We start from the raw sequence: 14,939 nt of genomic DNA on the forward strand, positions 1-14,939 counted from the left end.
CGGTCCCATTCCGAACCCGGAAGCTAAGACTCTCAGCGCCGATGGTACTGCAAGGGGGACCTTGTGGGAGAGTAGGACACCGCCGGACTCCCTTTAGACAACTGCTCTGCAGTTGCCGCGAGAGCCCCTCTTCGGAGGGGCTCTTCGTGTTTAACGACCGGGCTGGGCGGCCCGTGCTGCCGGTAGGATCATGGGCGATGTCTGCTCCCTTCTCCACCGCCACCGGCGCCGACGTGCGCGTGCGGTTCTGCCCCTCGCCCACCGGTACGCCCCATGTCGGGCTGATCCGAACCGCCCTCTTCAACTGGGCGTACGCACGCCACACCGGCGGCAAGCTCGTGTTCCGCATCGAGGACACAGATGCAGCCCGTGACAGCGAAGAGAGCTACGAGCAGATCCTCGACGGACTGCGCTGGCTCAAGATCGACTGGGACGAGGGCATCGACGTCGGTGGTCCTCACGGACCATACCGGCAGTCGCTCCGTCACGACATCTACCGTGACGTCATCGACCGGCTGCTCGAGAAGGGCCTGCTGTACGAGAGCTTCGCCACCGGCGAGGAGATCGAGGCTCGCAACATCGCCCAGGGGCGCGACCCCAAGCAGGGCTACGACAACTTCGAGCGCGAGCTCACCGACGAGCAGCGTGCGGCGTACCGGGCGGAGGGGCGCCAGCCGGCCCTGCGCCTCCGGGTCCCCGACCGCGACCTCAGCTTCGACGACCTCGTGCGCGGCGAGATCACCTTCCCCGTGGGGTCGTTCTCCGACTTCGTCGTCGTGCGCCCCAACGGGGTCCCGCTGTACACGTTCGTCAACCCGCTCGACGACGCGCTCATGGGCATCACCCACGTGCTGCGCGGCGAGGACCTCCTCTCGTCGACGCCTCGGCAGATCGCGCTCTACGAGGCCCTGGTCGAGCTCGGCGTGACGACGTTCATCCCCCGCTTCGGCCACCTGCCCTACGTCATGGGCGACGGCAACAAGAAGCTGTCGAAGCGCGATCCCGAGTCGAACCTGTTCCACCACCGCGACCGCGGCTTCATCCCCGAGGGGCTCGTCAACTACCTGGCGCTGCTCGGCTGGTCGCTCACGCACGATCGGGACGTCTTCACCGTCGACGAGATGGTGGCGGCGTTCGACGTCACCGACGTCAACCCGAACCCGGCGCGCTTCGACCTCAAGAAGGCCGAGTCGATCAACGGCGACCACGTGCGGCTGCTCGAGGTCGGTGACTTCACCCGGCGCCTCCTGCCGTACCTCGAGGGCGTCGTCAGCGACCCGCCCACCGAGGCCGAGGCGCGCGTCCTCGAGCAGGCGGCTCCGCTGGTGCAGGAGCGGATGACGTTGCTCGGCGAAGCACGGGGCATGCTGACGTTCTTGTTCGTCGCCGACGACGAGCTCGAGTACGACGACGAGGCGACCGCCTCGTTGCCGGACTCGGCCGGGGACGTGCTCCGCGCCTCCTCGTCGGCCCTGCAGGGCGTCACGGAGTGGCGCACCGACGCCATCCAGGAGGCGCTCAAGGGCGCGCTCGTGGACGGGCTCGGCCTCAAGCCGCGCCTGGCCTACGGCCCGCTGCGCGTCGCCCTGTCCGGGCGTCGGGTCAGCCCGCCGTTGTTCGAGTCGATGGAGATCCTCGGGCGGGAGTCGACCTTGGCGCGACTCGAGCGCCTGCTCGGCCGCTCGTGAGCGAGCACTTCGACGTCGTCGTCGTCGGGGGCGGCCCCGCCGGCCTGAGCGCGGCGCTCAACCTCGTCCGGGCGCGGCGACGCGTGCTGCTCGTCGACAGCAACCGCCCCCGCAACAGCGCCACGCTGCTGTCGCACGGGTACCTGACGCGGGACGGCATCTCGCCGCTCGAGCTGCGGAAGCTCGGGCGGGAGGAGTTCCTCTCGTACGACGAGGGCACCCACTGGCAGACGATCGCGACGAGCATCAGCAAGCCCGGCGAGGCGTTCGTCGTCGACTGCGAGTTCCGGGGCCAGCAGGCCCGGGCGACCGCCGACGTCGTGCTCGTCGCGACGGGCCTGCAGGAGACCCTGCCGGCCATCGACGGGCTCCGCGCCTTCTACGGCACCTTCGTGCACAGCTGCATCGAGTGCGACGGCTACGGCAAGCGCGACCAGGCCCTCGCGGTGATCGGCGAGCACGCCGACCTCGCCGAGCGTGCACTGCTGCTGACCCAGTGGAGCGACGACCTCGTCGTCTTCACGAACGGGTCCGCCGAGGCGGTGACCGAGGCCGAGGAGGCGCTGCTCGCCTCCCGCGGCGTCCGCACCGACCGCCGTGCCATCGCGTCGCTGCAGGGCGGCCGCGAGGGGCTCACCGGCATCGAGCTCGAGGGCGGCGAGGTCGTGCCGCGTGAGGGCGGCTTCGTGCGGCCCGCCTGGGCCGGCAAGCTCGAGTACGTGGCGCCTCTCGGCGCCGATCTCGACGACGACGGGCTGTTGATCGTCGACGACCACGGTCGTACCTCGGTCGCCGGCCTCTACGCCGCGGGGGAGTCGACCGCCCCGGGGCCGCAGCAGTTGATCGTCGCCGCCGGCTCGGGGGCTCGCGTGGCCGCCGTCGTCAACCGTGACCTCATCGGTGGCCTCGCCGAGCTCGGAGATCGTGTACAGTAGACGTCGGTTCATCTGATGGGCCACCATGATGTAGACCTAGCGGTCGTCATCATTGGGGTATGGTGTAATTGGCAACACGACTGATTCTGGTTCAGTTGTTCTTGGTTCGAGTCCAGGTACCCCAGCAAATCGATCCCCCGTGTCCTTTCGGACCGGGGGATTTGCTGTTCGTGCTGGTTTGGCGCCCTGCCGGGCGCGCGTCGGGCTCCGCCCGACGGGGGCGGCGGCGCTTCGCGCGCCTTGGGGGGCGGCGGCGCTTCGCGCGCCTTGGGGGGCGGAGGCGGCGGCGCTTCGCGCGCCTTGGGGGCGGGGGCGGCCCTCCTCCTGGGGAGGGGGAGGGCCGCCGGGGGTGTGCTGAGGGGGCTTACTGGGGGATGGTGGCGCCGAAGTGGTCGGGGAGGGTCGCCCGGTGGGTGCGACGGAGCTCCTCGAGGGGGACGGTGAAGACGTCCTGGATCTCGAGCGAGTCCGAGGCGCCGTCCGTCACGCCGATGCGGAGCACGGGGTACCCGCGTCCCTCGCACAGCCCGCGGAAGCGCACGTCGTCCTCGCGCGGCACCGACACGACCACGCGACCGGTCGACTCGCTGAAGAGCGCCGTCGCCACGTCGACGCCGTCGCGCTCGAGCAGCTCGCCCAGCCACACCCGTGCGCCGACGCCGAACCGCAGCACCGACTCGGCCAGGGCCTGCGCCAGGCCGCCGTCGCTGAGGTCGTGCGCCGCGGCCAGCAACGACTGGTCGGCCCCGGCCGCGAGCAGCCCCGCGAGCTGCTTCTCGGCGTCGAGGTCGACGGCCGGGGGGCGACCGCCGAGGTGGTCGTGCACCACGCCGGCCCAGGCCGAGCCGTCGAGCTCGAGCGCCGTGGTGCCGAGCAGGTAGATGTTGTCGCCCTCGTCCTGCCACCCCGACGGCACGCGCTTCGCGACGTCCTGGATGACGCCGAGCACGCCGACCACGGGGGTCGGGTGGATCGGCTTCGTGCCGGTCTGGTTGTAGAACGAGACGTTGCCGCCCGTGACGGGGATCTCGAGCTCCAGGCAGCCGTCGGAGAGGCCCTCGACGGCCTGCGAGAACTGCCACATGACCTCGGGGTCCTCCGGGCTGCCGAAGTTGAGGCAGTCGGTGACGGCGGCGGGGACGGCACCGGTGACGGCGACGTTGCGGTACGCCTCCGCCAGGGCCAGGCGGGCACCCTGCTTCGGGTCGAGCTGGCAGTAGCGGCCGTTCGCGTCGGTGGCGATGGCGAAGCCGAGGCCCGACTCTTCGTCGACGCGGATCATCCCGCCGTCGTCGGGGAAGCTGAGCGCCGTGTTGCCGAGCACGTACGTGTCGTACTGGTTCGTCACCCAGCTCTTGTCGGCGAGGTTCGCCGAGCCGAGCAGCTGCAGGAACTGCTCGCGCAGCACCGCGTTGCCGGTCGGGCGGGCGAGGCGCGACGCGGAGTCGGCCTGCAGCGCGTCGATCCAGCTCGGGTAGGCGACGGGGCGGTCGTAGACCGGGCCGTCGACGGCCACCGTGCGGGGCTCGACGTTGACGATCTCCTCCCCGCGCCAGTTGATGACGAGGCGGCCCGTGTCGGTGACCTCGCCGAGCACGCTCGTCTCGACGTCCCACTTCGCCGTGACGGCGAGGAAGTCGTCGAGCTTGTCGGGGCGCACGACGGCCATCATGCGCTCCTGGCTCTCGCTCATGAGGATCTCCTCCGCCGTGAGCGAGGGGTCGCGCAGCAGGACGGCGTCGAGCTCGATGAACATGCCGCCGTCGCCGTTCGAGGCGAGCTCGGACGTCGCGCAGCTGATGCCGGCCGCGCCGAGGTCTTGGATGCCCTCGACGAGCTCGCCGCGGAACAGCTCGAGGCAGCACTCGATGAGCACCTTCTCGGCGAACGGGTCGCCGACCTGCACCGCGGGGCGCTTGGTGGGGCCGCCCGACGAGAACGTGTCGGAGGCGAGGATGGAGGCGCCGCCGATGCCGTCGCCGCCGGTGCGCGCCCCGAAGAGCACGACCTTGTTGCGGACGCCGCGGGCGTTGGCGAGGTGCAGGTCTTCATGGCGGAGCACGCCGACCGCGAGGGCGTTGACGAGCGGGTTGCCCTGGTAGACCGCGTCGAAGTACGTCTCGCCGCCGATGTTCGGCAGCCCGAGGCAGTTCGCGTAGAAGCTGATGCCGCCGACGACCCCGTCGACGACGCGGGCCGTGTCGGGGGCGTCGATCGCCCCGAAGCGGAGCTGGTCCATGACGGCGACCGGGCGCGCGCCCATCGAGATGATGTCGCGGACGATGCCGCCGACGCCGGTCGCGGCGCCCTGGAAGGGCTCGATGTAGCTCGGGTGGTTGTGGGACTCGACCTTGAAGGTCACGGCCCAGCCGCCTCCGACGTCGACGACGCCCGCGTTCTCGCCCATGCCGACCATGAGGTCTTTCTTCATGGCCGGGGTGACCTTCTGCCCGAACTGGCGCAGGTAGTTCTTGCTCGACTTGTACGAGCAGTGCTCGCTCCACATCACCGAGTACATGGCGAGCTCGCCGCTCGTCGGGCGCCGGCCGAGGATCTCGCGGATCGCCGCGTACTCGTCGGCCTTGAGGCCGAGCGCCTCGTAGGGCTGGTGCTTGTCGGGCGTCGCTGCGGCGTCAGCCACGGTGTCGGGCTTCGGGCCCTCGGGCCGCACGTCGATCAGCTCGGCGTGGTCGTTGTCGGTGCTCACTTGGCGAGGGCCCTCTCGATGACGGACGTGAAGAAGGTGAGGCCGTCGACGCCGCTCGACATGGCGTCGGGCATGTCGGGGCCGAAGCCGGCCTCGGTGGCGTGCTCGGGGTGCGGCATGAGGCCGACGACGTTGCCGCGGGCGTTCGAGACGCCGGCGATGTCGTCCATCGAGCCGTTCGGGTTCACGCCGACGTAGCGGAACGCCACCTGGCCTTCGCCCTCGATGCGGGCGATCGTCTCGGCGTCCGCGATGAACCGGCCGTCGGCGTTCTTGAGGGGGATGGTGATCTCCTGCCCCTCCGAGAAGCCCGACGTCCAGTCGGTCGACGCGTTCTCGACGCGCAGCACCTGGTCGCGACGGATGAACTGCTGGTGCGCGTTGCGGGTGTGGGCACCGGGGATGAGCCGCGCCTCCGCCAGCATCTGGAAGCCGTTGCAGATGCCGAGGACGGGCATGCCGGCGTTCGCCGCGTCGACGACCTCGGTCATGATCGGCGACAGCGACGCGATGGCGCCGGCCCGGAGGTAGTCGCCGTAGCTGAAGCCGCCGGGCAGGATGATCGCCTCGACGCCCTGCAGGTCGTGCTCGCCGTGCCAGAGGGCGACGGGCTCGCCGCCGGCGAGGCGGACCGCGCGCTGCGCGTCGCGGTCGTCGAGCGAGCCGGGGAAGGTGACGACGCCGACGCGCATCAGGCGACGGGGGCGGCGTCGAGGACGGTGATGCTCACGACGTCCTCGATGACCGAGTTCGAGAACACGTCGTCGGCGAGCTGGCGCACGTCGGCCAGGACGGCCTCGGTCACCTCGCCCTCGACGGTGAGCTCGAACCGCTTGCCGATGCGGACGTCGGTGAACGCGTTCTTGCCGAGACGGACCAGAGCACCGGCGACGGCCTTGCCCTGGGGGTCGAGCAGTTCAGCCTTGGGCATGACCTCGACGACGATTGTGGGCACGGTTTACTCCTGCGGAGGCGGCAGCGGGTGGACGCGACGAGTCTACGACAGCAGGAGGCGCGGGCCGGGTCCGCGACGCCCGCCCGCGAGGGCGTCGTCCCGGCGTGAGCCGGGGGGCCCGACGCTCCCAGCCGACTGCGAAGCTCCTCCCAGCCCCGTCATCGGATCGCGTCGCACCATTGATGCAGCGGAGGGGTCGAGGCCTCGTGATCGGGTCTCCTTCCGCTTCCCCGGTCGAGGGTTCCTGATCCGCCCGAGACCGTCAGACGCCCGGCCGGACCCCCCACCGACCGGGCGTCTCCCTTTCTCCGGCAGCGCGCCTCCGACACCGCGGCTCTCGTGGTCGCGCGGGGCGGTCGGGCGGAGGCGGGGCGTCAGCGGACGACCGCTCCGACGAACTCGATCTCGACCCGGGCGCCCTTCGGCAGGGCCGCGACCTGGTAGGCCGCGCGGGCGGGCAGCACCCCGCCGGAGAAGACCTCGGCGTAGACCTCGTTCACGACCGCGAAGTCGGCGATGTCGGCGAGCAGCACCGTCGTCTTGACGACGTGGGCGACCCCGGAGCCCGCCGCGTCGAGGATCGCCGCGCCGTTGCGCAGCGACTGGGCGGCCTCCTCGCGGACGCCCGGCCCGGCGAACTCGCCCGTGGCCGGGTCGATCGGCAGCTGGCCGGAGACGAAGACGAGGCCGCCGACGCGGACGGCCTGCGAGTAGGCGCCCACGGCGGCGGGGGCGGCGTCGGTGTGCACCGCGCGGACGGAGTCGTCGGCGTGGGCGTGGTCTGCAGTGGTCATGCGCGTCCTCCCAGGACGGTCAGGGCCGCGTCGAGCGCGGCCGGGGTGGTGGTGGCGTGCACGCTGAGGCGCACGCGGTCGTCGCCGTGGACGGTCGCCGTGACGCCCGCCGCGTCGAGCCGTGCGCCGACGGCCGCGGCGTCACCGGCGGGAACCCCCGCGACGACGATGCCGGCCCGTCGCCCGCGCTCGACGGGGGAGAGCACGGGCACCCCCGCGGCGCCGAGGCGGGCGACGAGGTCGCCCGCGGTGGCGGCGACCCGGGACGCGACGACGTCGACCCCGACGTGCTCGAGCTGCTCGAGCGCGGTGGCCAGGGCACCCGAGGCGAAGGGCGACCCGTTCGTCACCGAGAGGCGCTGCGCCCCGGGCAGCGGCGCGTGCGGCACGCCGTCGTAGCGCGACGGCCCCTCCACGCCGGTCCAGCCGCCGAGCACCGGGCGGAGGCGGTCGAGGGCCCTCGGCGACAGCGCCACGAACCCGGTGCCCCAGCCCGCGCGCAGCCACTTCTGGCCGCCGACGACGAGCGCGTCGGCGAGGGTCCAGTCGGCGTCGAGCACCCCGAAGCCCTGGATGCCGTCGACCACGAGGAGGCGGTCGCCCACCGCCTCCCGGAGGCCAGCGAGGTCGGCGACGGCGCCGGTGCGGAAGTCGACCGCGCTCACGGCGACGGCGACGGTGTCGGGGCCGACCGCGTCGGCCACGCGCTCGGGCGTCACCGGGGCGAGCGGCTGCCCCGGGACGGGCGGCAGGGGGCGCACCCGGGTGAGGCCCGCCTCCTCGGACCGCCACCAGGCGTAGAGGTTCGACGGGAACTCGGCGCTGCTCACCACGACCTCGCCGCGCGGCAGGCCGAACGCCACCTGCATCAGCCCCAGGGAGGTGCTGCCCGACAGGGCGACGCCGGCCCGGTCGACCCCGGTGAGGCGCGACACGGCCGCGAGGGCGCGGTCGTCCTCGGCGTGCAGCCCCGCGGACGGGACGCCGGCGCTCGCCGCCGCCGCGAGCCGCCCGATCGTCTCGACGACGAGGCGCGAGGGCGGGCCGTAGCTGCCGAAGTTGAGGTAGCCGGCCGGCTCCGCGAACGACGACAGGTAGGCCTCGAGGGCCGACGTCACGCCAGGACCCGCTGGAGGAACTGCTTCGTCCGGGCCTCGCGCGGGGCCCCGAGCACCTGCTCCACCGGCCCTTGCTCGACGATGCCGCCGTCGGCCATGAAGACGACGCGGTCGGCGACCTCGCGGGCGAACTGGATCTCGTGGGTCACGACGAGCATGGTCATGCCGTCGCGGGCGAGGTCGCCCATCACCTTCAGCACCTCGCCGACGAGCTCCGGGTCGAGGGCCGAGGTCGGCTCGTCGAAGAGCAGGAACAGCGGCTTCATCGCCACGGCCCGGGCGATGGCGACGCGCTGCCGCTGCCCGCCCGAGAGCTGGCCGGGGTAGGCGTCGACCTTGTCGCCGAGGCCCACCCGCTCGAGGATCGCGACGGCCTCGGCCCGCGCCTCCTTCGCGGGGCGGCGCTGCACGCGCACCGGCCCCTCGACCACGTTGCCGAGCACGGTGAGGTGCGGGAACAGGTTGAAGTGCTGGAACACCATCGCGGTGCGGGCCCGCTGGGCCGAGAGCTTCCGCTCGGTGAGCTCGTGCAGCACGCCGTCGCGCAGCTCGAAGCCCATCGGCTCGCCGCCGACCCAGACCTCGCCGGCGTCGGGCTCCTCGAGCCGGTTGAGCGTGCGGAGGAACGTCGACTTGCCGGCGCCCGACGGGCCGATGATGCAGACCACCTCGCCGCTGCGCACCGTCATCGAGACGTCGCGCAGCACCTCGTGGCTGCCGTAGGACTTGCCGATGCCGAGGGCCTCGAGGACGGGTGCTCCCTCGGCGGCTCGCGCCGCGCCTCCGGCGGTCGGGGTGGGCGTGGCGGTCACGGGGTGCTCCTCACGAGGGGTGCGCGGCCGAGGTCGGCGGCGACCTTGCGGCGCAGCGCGCGGGCGTTCGGCGGTCCGCCGGGGCGGCGGTCCTGGCGGTCGAAGCTGCGCTCGAGGTAGTACTGGCCGACGCTCGCGACGCTGACGATGACCATGTACCAGACGGCCGCGGCGATGAGCGTCTCCATCACCTGGAGGTTGAACGACGAGATGTTGTTCGCCGCCTTGATGAGCTCGAGGTAGCCGATCACCGACGCCATCGCCGTGCCCTTGAGCATGTTGATGAAGTCGTTGCCGGTGGGCGGGATGATGATGCGCATCGCCTGCGGCAGGACGATGCGGGCCATGCGCTGCAGGGGGGTCTGGCCGATCGACTGGGCGGCCTCGATCTGGCCGCGGTCGACGCTCTTGAGCCCCGCCCGCACGATCTCGGCCATGTAGGCGCTCTCGTTGAGGGCCAGGCCGAGGAACGCGGCGACGAAGGTCGTCATCACGTCGTTGGTGCTCACGTCGAGGAAGACCACGTCGGTGAACGGCACCCCCACCGTCAGGCGGGGGAAGATCAGGGCCAGGTTGTACCAGAGCAGGATCTGCAGCAGCACGGGCAGGCCGCGGAACAGCCAGGTGTAGCCGGCCGCGAAGGCCTGCGCCACCGGGTTCTTCGAGATGCGCATCAGGGCGATCACGACGCCGATGACGACGGCGCTCACCTGCGCGACGACGGCGAGCACGATCGTGCCGACGAGGCCCTGCAGGATGATCGGCGAGACGAGGTAGTAGGGGATGTCGCCGTAGGCGATGTCGCCCTGCGACGCCCCGTACGCGAGGGCGACGAGCACCACGACGATGACCGCCGCGCTGACCAACCGCCCCCAGTGCTTGAGGCGCACCTGCGGCAGCAGCTCACGCCCCGCCGAGGAGGCGCGGGTCGGGTCGGCCGTGTCGGCCCCGGCCCGCGGCCCGGGCGCGGTCACGGCTACTTCCCTCCGTTGACGGTCGCCTCGGTGACGCTGCCGGAGGTGATGCCCCAGGCGTCGAGGACCTCGCCGTAGGTGCCGTCGTCGATGAGGGAGTCGAGCGCGGCGGCGATGGCGTCGCGCAGCTCGGGGTCGTCCTTGTTCACGCCGATGCCGTAGGGGGCGCCGTCGATGACGTCGCCGGGCACGACCTCGAAGGCCTCGCCGTCCTGCGCGGTCTTCGAGATGTAGACGGCGCTCGGCAGGTCGTTGACGATGGCGTCGATGCGGCCGGTGCGCAGCTGCGTCTGGTTCTGGCTGTCGCTGTCGGTGACGGTGATCTCGAGGGGATCCTCGCCGTCGGACTCGCACTGCGTGCTCGTCGCCTCGGCGAACTCCTGCTGGCTCGTGCCGGTCACGACGGCGATCGTCTTGCCGCAGAGCGTGTCGGGGCCCGTGATGTCGGCCGGGTTGCCCTTCTGCACCATGAGGGTGATGCCCGAGGTGAGGTAGTCGACGAAGTCGATGGCCTGCTGGCGCTCGGCGGTGTCGTTCATCGCGGCGATGGTGACGTCGACGCGGCCCGACTGCAGGCTGGTGATCAGCGAGCCGAAGTCCTGGTTCTGGTACTCGACCTCGAGGCCCAGCTTCTTGCCGACCGCGGTGATGAGGTCGTGGTCGGAGCCGATCACGGTGGAGCCGTCGGCCGCGTAGAAGTTGTTCGGCGCCGACTGGACGTTCGAGCCGACCGTGAGCGTGCCGGCGTCGGCGATGTCGGACGGCACCTGCGAGGCGAGCGAGTCGTCGACCTCGACCGCGTCGAGCAGCGCGCTCGTGTCGGGGACGGTCGACGACGCGGAGGACGACGCGTCGCCCGTGGCGTCGCCGGGCTGCGGCGCGCTCGGGCCCCCGCAGCCGGTGAGCGTCAGGGCCAGGACGGCGCCCGTGGCGACGGAGCTCCAGAGCGCGGGGCGGAGGCGTGATCGGGTCATGGTGGAGCCTTTCGTGAACGTCGTCGGTCATCGGAAGCTAGCCGATCTCTCGGCACGATGAGAGAAAATTATCACAATGCGACGATTCTTTTACATGCCGGTAACCTCGGTGCCATGACGACAGCCAGCAGCGCCACCGTGGTCGACCGCAGTCGCGTGCTCCGGGCGGAGTTCGGGCCCTACCTGCCGCTCATGGACTTCCTCGCCGAGCTCCTCGGCCCGCGGACGGAGATCGTCCTCCACGACACGAGCGACCTCGGCCGCTCGATCGTCGCCCTCACCAACGGGCACGTCAGCGGTCGCACCGTCGGCGGCCCCGCGACCGACCTCGTGCTCAAGGTGCTGCAGAACCACGAGCACGACGACCGCGACTACCTGGCCAACTACCTCGCCGAGTCGCGCACGGGCGGCACGTTCCGGTCGTCGACCTTCTTCATCCGGGACGACGGCGGCGACGTGGTGGGCATGCTGTGCCTGAACATCGACGACGAGCCCCTGACCCGCGCCCGCGACCTGCTGGCGGCGATCACGGCGACGACCGGCCTCGTGAAGGGCGCCGGCCCCGCCGCCGTCGAGGTCGGGCCGCCGCCGTCGACGGTGGCCGAGAGGCTGAGCACGACCGTGGACGAGCTCGCCCTCGACGGCGTCGCCCGCATCGTCGCGGCCCAGGGCGTCGACCCGCACCGCATGACCTCGGACGAGAAGGTCTCCGCGGTGCGGGAGGTCGAGCGGGCAGGGGTGTTCCTCCTCAAGGGCGCCGTCGCGCAGGTCGCGGAGGCGCTGCACGTCTCGGAGCCGACGGTGTACCGCTACCTCAAGCAGGTGCGGCGAGGGGGCTGAGCCACGGGCCAGGATGGACGCATGAGCGCAGCAGAGCCCACGGTCGCCGTGGTCGGATCCGTCAACCTCGACCTCGTCGCGCGGGTGCGCGAGTTCCCGCGCGCGGGCGAGACCGTGCTCGGGTCCGACTACCACGAGGCGCCCGGCGGCAAGGGGCTGAACCAGGCGCTCGGCGCCGTCCGCCGCGGCGCGACCGCGCTCGTCGGCGCGGTGGGCGACGACCCCGTGGGCGACCGGGTCGTCGCGCACGCCGCGGGGCGCGGGCTCGACGTCACGGGCGTGCACCGCGTCGCCGGGCTGACCGGGCGGGCGCTGATCACGGTGGCCCCCGACGGCGAGAACGTCATCGTCGTGGCGCCGCTCGCGAACGGCGAGCTGACCGCCGGGCACGTCACGACCGAGCTCGACCGGGTCGCCCCCGACGTCGTCCTCGCACAGTACGAGATCGGGGAGGCGCCGCTGCGGGCCGCCGCGGAGTGGTGTGCCGCGCACGACGCCCGCTTCGTCTTCAACGCCAGCCCCGTGCGGGCGATCGGCCTCGACCTGCTGCGGGCCTGCGACCCCGTCGTCGTCAACGCGGCGGAGGGGCTCGCGCTGCTCCGGGCGTCGGAGGCCCTCCGGCCTCGCGACACGAGCGACGTCGCCGCGCTCGTCAGCGGGGGCGGGGCCTGGCGGCCCGCCGACGTGGCCCGTCGCCTGCTCGAGGTCTGCCCGTCGGCCGTCGTCACGGCCGGCGGCTCGGGGGCGTTCGTCGCCGACGCCGAGGGCGTCGAGCACGTCGAGGGGTCGAGCCGCGTCGTCGCCGTCGACTCGACGGGGGCAGGCGACGAGTTCGCCGGGGTGCTCGCGGCCGAGCTGGCGGGGGGTGCGACCCTCCGGGCCGCGGCCCGGGCGGCGAACGACGCCGCGGGGGCACTGGTGCAGGTGGCGCGCGACCAGCGGTGACGCGCCTCCGGCGGGGTCAGGCGGCGGTGCGGCTCGTCAGCGGGGCAGGCCGACGCTCGTGAACGGGACGCTCGACGGCACGACCGGCGAGACCGGGACGGACGAGGCCGCGGCGACGTCGGCGTGCGCACGACGCTCGGCCTCGAGCAGGGCCCGGGCCTCGGCCTCGCGGCGCTCGCGACGGGTCTGGGGCTGGTAGGCCGGAGCGACGGGCTCGTAGCTCTGCAGCTCCGCCTCGGCGCGCAGGGCGAACTCGCGCAGCTTCTCCGGCGAGACCGTCGAGGCCTTGCGGGGACGCGTGTTGTGCAGGCAGAACGTGCCGATCGTCTCGCCCGTGGTCGAGTGGATCGGGTGCCCGGCGTAGAAGTAGCCGTGGTTGAGGTCGAGGTAGGGGTTGTCCGAGAAGCGGTCGTCCTTGCGGGCGTCCTCGACCACGACGGTGTCGTCGGCCGCGACCGTGACGTCGCAGAAGGTCAGCTCGCGCGGGATCGACACCGGCAGCAGCTCGGTGTTCATCGCGTACCAGAGCTTCGTGCCGTCGAGCATGCTGACGACGGCCACGTCGACGCCGAACTCCTTCTCGGCCTCCTTCGCGAGCTCCTGCAGCGTGTCCGACCCGCCGCGGGTGGCGTTGTCGACGAGGGTCTCGGCGCCGCTCCACTCGAAGGTGCGCTCGGGCAGCGTGCGCGGCAGGCGCGCGTCGAGGTCGACGTTGCGGACGCTGTCGAGCGTCGGCGCGATGCGGTGCGCGATCGTCTGCGCCCACTGGCGGTAGCCCTCGGCGCAGCCGTGCGGCTGGCCCGGGCGCCGGAGGCCGGCGGGCAGGGCGAAGTAGGTGAGGTCGTTCTCGGCGGCGACGCGCTCGGTGATGGCGTTCATGCGCTCGGCGTGGTGCTCGGCGAACGAGCCGAGCACGGTGTCGAAGGCGTGCACCGACCGCACGGGCGGCACGCCGACCAGCACGATGCGCGCCGTGGGGTGACCGCGACGCACGATGTTGGCGACGAGCATGCGGATCTCGCGCTCCCAGGTGTCGAGCGGCGTGAGGCGGACGGCGTCGTTGAGGCCGACCATGACGAGGAACGTGTCGTAGGCGCTCATGTCGACGTCGCGGATCCAGGCGCGGGTCGACTCGATGCTCATCATCTCGTCGCCGACGTAGTCGACCGAGCACGGGCGGCCGGTGGCCCCGGCGGAGGCGCGGGCCAGCTGGCCGGTCAGCGCGTCGGCGTGCGTGGCGACGCCCCAGCCGTGCGCGGGGCCGTTGCCGATCAGCAGGAGCGTGTCGGCGTCGAGGGCCGTCGAGCGGGAGGTCGGCTCGTCCCGGGGGGAGAGGACGTGGCGCGAGCGCGACAGCCACCACAGGTACCAGAGGCGCATGACGGGTCGCATGCGCTCGTACGCCATGGGGGTGCTGCTGTACTGATCGACCATCCTGGTCACGGTCTCCTCGGTCCTTCGGGTGCCTTCCCGGTGACCACGCTAAGCACCCGGCCCCGTCGGTGCATCCCCCAGTACTGGGAGGGCGGGCTGTCCACGACGCGCCGTGGTCCGGCTCTCTTTTGAGTCGTTCAAGGAAGCGTGGCAGACTGGGGCGATGCTCCCCGAGACGACGACACCGGCCCACGCGCTGCTCCGCGACGCCGGGCTGCGCGTCACGGCTCCCCGCCTGGCCGTGCTCGCCGCGCTCGACGGCCTGCCCCACGCCTCGGCCGACGCCGTCTTCGGGCGGGTCGCCCTCGCGCTGCCCGGCACGTCGCTGCAGGCCGTCTACGGCGTGCTCGCCGCGCTCGCCGGGGCCGGGCTCGTCCGTCGCATCGAGCCCGCCGGCTCGGCCGCGCTCTACGAGTTGCGCACGGGCGACAACCACCACCACGTCGTCTGCACCGTCTGCGGCGACGTCGCCGACGTCGACTGCGTCGTCGGCCACGCGCCCTGCCTCACGCCCTCGAACGACGCCGGCTTCGTCGTGCAGACCGCCGAGGTCACGTTCTGGGGGCTGTGCTCGCGGTGCCGCGACGCCGACGACGACGTCGCGCTCGAGGCGGAGGCCGTGAGCGCGACCGGCGCGGTCGGGGCCGAGGGCCTCGAGGGCGCAGGCCGAGCGTCCTGACCGGCACCGCGCCTCCTCGTGGTCGGCACCTCGCCGACGACCGAGCAGCACCCACCAGCTTCCCCGGCAGCCAGCCGGGCGACC

The 14,939-nt window shown here is 72.4% G+C and carries 14 protein-coding genes, 1 tRNA gene and 1 rRNA gene; 7 read left to right on the top strand and 9 right to left on the bottom strand.

Translation table 11 applies throughout. The annotated features are described in order from the left end of the window. The 4 genes from rrf to EDF38_RS00020 all read left to right on the top strand — a co-directional run. Window positions 1-88: ribosomal RNA gene (gene rrf / locus EDF38_RS00005) — 5S ribosomal RNA — on the top strand; the annotation flags it as partial. Between the two features lie 109 nt (window positions 89-197). Next, complete coding sequence (gltX, locus tag EDF38_RS00010; protein WP_123353381.1) at window positions 198-1,688, top strand: glutamate--tRNA ligase; 1,491 nt, start codon at window positions 198-200, stop codon at window positions 1,686-1,688. Continuing rightward, on the top strand, window positions 1,685-2,623 hold the full coding sequence (locus EDF38_RS00015; RefSeq protein ID WP_123353382.1) for an NAD(P)/FAD-dependent oxidoreductase: 939 nt from the start codon (window positions 1,685-1,687) through the stop codon (window positions 2,621-2,623). The genes gltX and EDF38_RS00015 overlap by 4 nt, the downstream gene beginning before the upstream one ends. 53 nt (window positions 2,624-2,676) lie before the next feature. Next, window positions 2,677-2,748, top strand: a tRNA-Gln gene (locus tag EDF38_RS00020). Window positions 2,749-2,987: 239 nt separating this feature from the next. Here the strand turns inward: EDF38_RS00020 and purL are convergent. The 8 genes from purL to EDF38_RS00060 all read right to left on the bottom strand — a co-directional run bounded on the left by purL (window position 2,988) and on the right by EDF38_RS00060 (window position 10,957). Further along, window positions 2,988-5,330, bottom strand: coding sequence for a phosphoribosylformylglycinamidine synthase subunit PurL (gene purL / locus EDF38_RS00025; RefSeq protein ID WP_233572079.1), 2,343 nt, complete (start codon window positions 5,328-5,330; stop codon window positions 2,988-2,990). Further along, window positions 5,327-6,022, bottom strand: coding sequence for a phosphoribosylformylglycinamidine synthase subunit PurQ (purQ, locus tag EDF38_RS00030; RefSeq protein ID WP_123353383.1), 696 nt, complete (start codon window positions 6,020-6,022; stop codon window positions 5,327-5,329). Before purQ ends, purL begins: the two co-directional genes overlap by 4 nt. Beyond that, window positions 6,022-6,285 (bottom strand): phosphoribosylformylglycinamidine synthase subunit PurS, encoded by a 264-nt coding sequence (purS, locus tag EDF38_RS00035; protein WP_123353384.1) that lies wholly within the window; start codon window positions 6,283-6,285, stop codon window positions 6,022-6,024. Before purS ends, purQ begins: the two co-directional genes overlap by 1 nt. A 374-nt stretch (window positions 6,286-6,659) precedes the next feature. Then, the gene (locus tag EDF38_RS00040) at window positions 6,660-7,079 is read right to left on the bottom strand and encodes a Rid family detoxifying hydrolase (RefSeq protein WP_123353385.1); all 420 of its coding nucleotides are present in this window, start codon (window positions 7,077-7,079) and stop codon (window positions 6,660-6,662) included. Then, window positions 7,076-8,197, bottom strand: a complete 1,122-nt coding sequence (locus tag EDF38_RS00045; protein WP_123353386.1) for an aminotransferase class V-fold PLP-dependent enzyme — start codon at window positions 8,195-8,197, stop codon at window positions 7,076-7,078. The genes EDF38_RS00040 and EDF38_RS00045 overlap by 4 nt, the downstream gene beginning before the upstream one ends. Continuing rightward, window positions 8,194-9,009 (bottom strand): amino acid ABC transporter ATP-binding protein, encoded by an 816-nt coding sequence (locus tag EDF38_RS00050; protein ID WP_304984582.1) that lies wholly within the window; start codon window positions 9,007-9,009, stop codon window positions 8,194-8,196. Before EDF38_RS00050 ends, EDF38_RS00045 begins: the two co-directional genes overlap by 4 nt. After that, complete coding sequence (locus EDF38_RS00055) at window positions 9,006-9,983, bottom strand: amino acid ABC transporter permease (RefSeq protein ID WP_123353387.1); 978 nt, start codon at window positions 9,981-9,983, stop codon at window positions 9,006-9,008. The genes EDF38_RS00050 and EDF38_RS00055 overlap by 4 nt, the downstream gene beginning before the upstream one ends. A 2-nt stretch (window positions 9,984-9,985) precedes the next feature. Then, entirely contained in the window at window positions 9,986-10,957 is a 972-nt protein-coding gene (locus tag EDF38_RS00060) for an ABC transporter substrate-binding protein (RefSeq protein WP_123353388.1), read from the bottom strand. A 114-nt stretch (window positions 10,958-11,071) separates the two neighbouring features. Here EDF38_RS00060 and EDF38_RS00065 point away from each other — a divergent pair, with 114 nt between their 5' ends. Further along, window positions 11,072-11,797 carry a transcriptional regulator gene (locus EDF38_RS00065; protein WP_158613276.1) on the top strand — a complete coding sequence of 242 codons (726 nt, stop codon included), beginning with the start codon at window positions 11,072-11,074 and terminating at the stop codon, window positions 11,795-11,797. 21 nt (window positions 11,798-11,818) lie between these two features. Beyond that, window positions 11,819-12,742, top strand: a complete 924-nt coding sequence (locus tag EDF38_RS00070; protein WP_123353390.1) for a PfkB family carbohydrate kinase — start codon at window positions 11,819-11,821, stop codon at window positions 12,740-12,742. 36 nt (window positions 12,743-12,778) lie between these two features. Here EDF38_RS00070 and EDF38_RS00075 read toward each other — a convergent pair whose 3' ends face one another. Then, window positions 12,779-14,176 (bottom strand): GAF domain-containing protein, encoded by a 1,398-nt coding sequence (locus EDF38_RS00075; RefSeq protein ID WP_123353391.1) that lies wholly within the window; start codon window positions 14,174-14,176, stop codon window positions 12,779-12,781. Between the two features lie 163 nt (window positions 14,177-14,339). Between EDF38_RS00075 and EDF38_RS00080 the strand changes: the two genes are divergently transcribed. Further along, entirely contained in the window at window positions 14,340-14,855 is a 516-nt protein-coding gene (locus EDF38_RS00080; protein WP_123353392.1) for a Fur family transcriptional regulator, read from the top strand. Window positions 14,856-14,939: the final 84 nt, after the last annotated feature.

The organism is Frigoribacterium sp. PhB160 (genome assembly GCF_003751785.1).
Classification (GTDB): domain Bacteria; phylum Actinomycetota; class Actinomycetes; order Actinomycetales; family Microbacteriaceae; genus Frigoribacterium.

Excerpts from the sequence above, each read along its gene's own strand:
- EDF38_RS00065 (WP_158613276.1), top strand. The coding sequence starts at position 11,072 with ATGACGACAGCCAGCAGCGCCACCGTGGTCGACCGCAGTCGCGTGCTC.
- EDF38_RS00040 (WP_123353385.1), bottom strand. The coding sequence starts at position 7,079 with ATGACCACTGCAGACCACGCCCACGCCGACGACTCCGTCCGCGCGGTG.
- EDF38_RS00070 (WP_123353390.1), top strand. The coding sequence starts at position 11,819 with ATGAGCGCAGCAGAGCCCACGGTCGCCGTGGTCGGATCCGTCAACCTC.
- purQ (WP_123353383.1), bottom strand. The coding sequence starts at position 6,022 with ATGCGCGTCGGCGTCGTCACCTTCCCCGGCTCGCTCGACGACCGCGAC.
- gltX (WP_123353381.1), top strand. The coding sequence starts at position 198 with ATGTCTGCTCCCTTCTCCACCGCCACCGGCGCCGACGTGCGCGTGCGG.
- EDF38_RS00080 (WP_123353392.1), top strand. The coding sequence starts at position 14,340 with ATGCTCCCCGAGACGACGACACCGGCCCACGCGCTGCTCCGCGACGCC.
- EDF38_RS00075 (WP_123353391.1), bottom strand. The coding sequence starts at position 14,176 with ATGGTCGATCAGTACAGCAGCACCCCCATGGCGTACGAGCGCATGCGA.
- EDF38_RS00060 (WP_123353388.1), bottom strand. The coding sequence starts at position 10,957 with ATGACCCGATCACGCCTCCGCCCCGCGCTCTGGAGCTCCGTCGCCACG.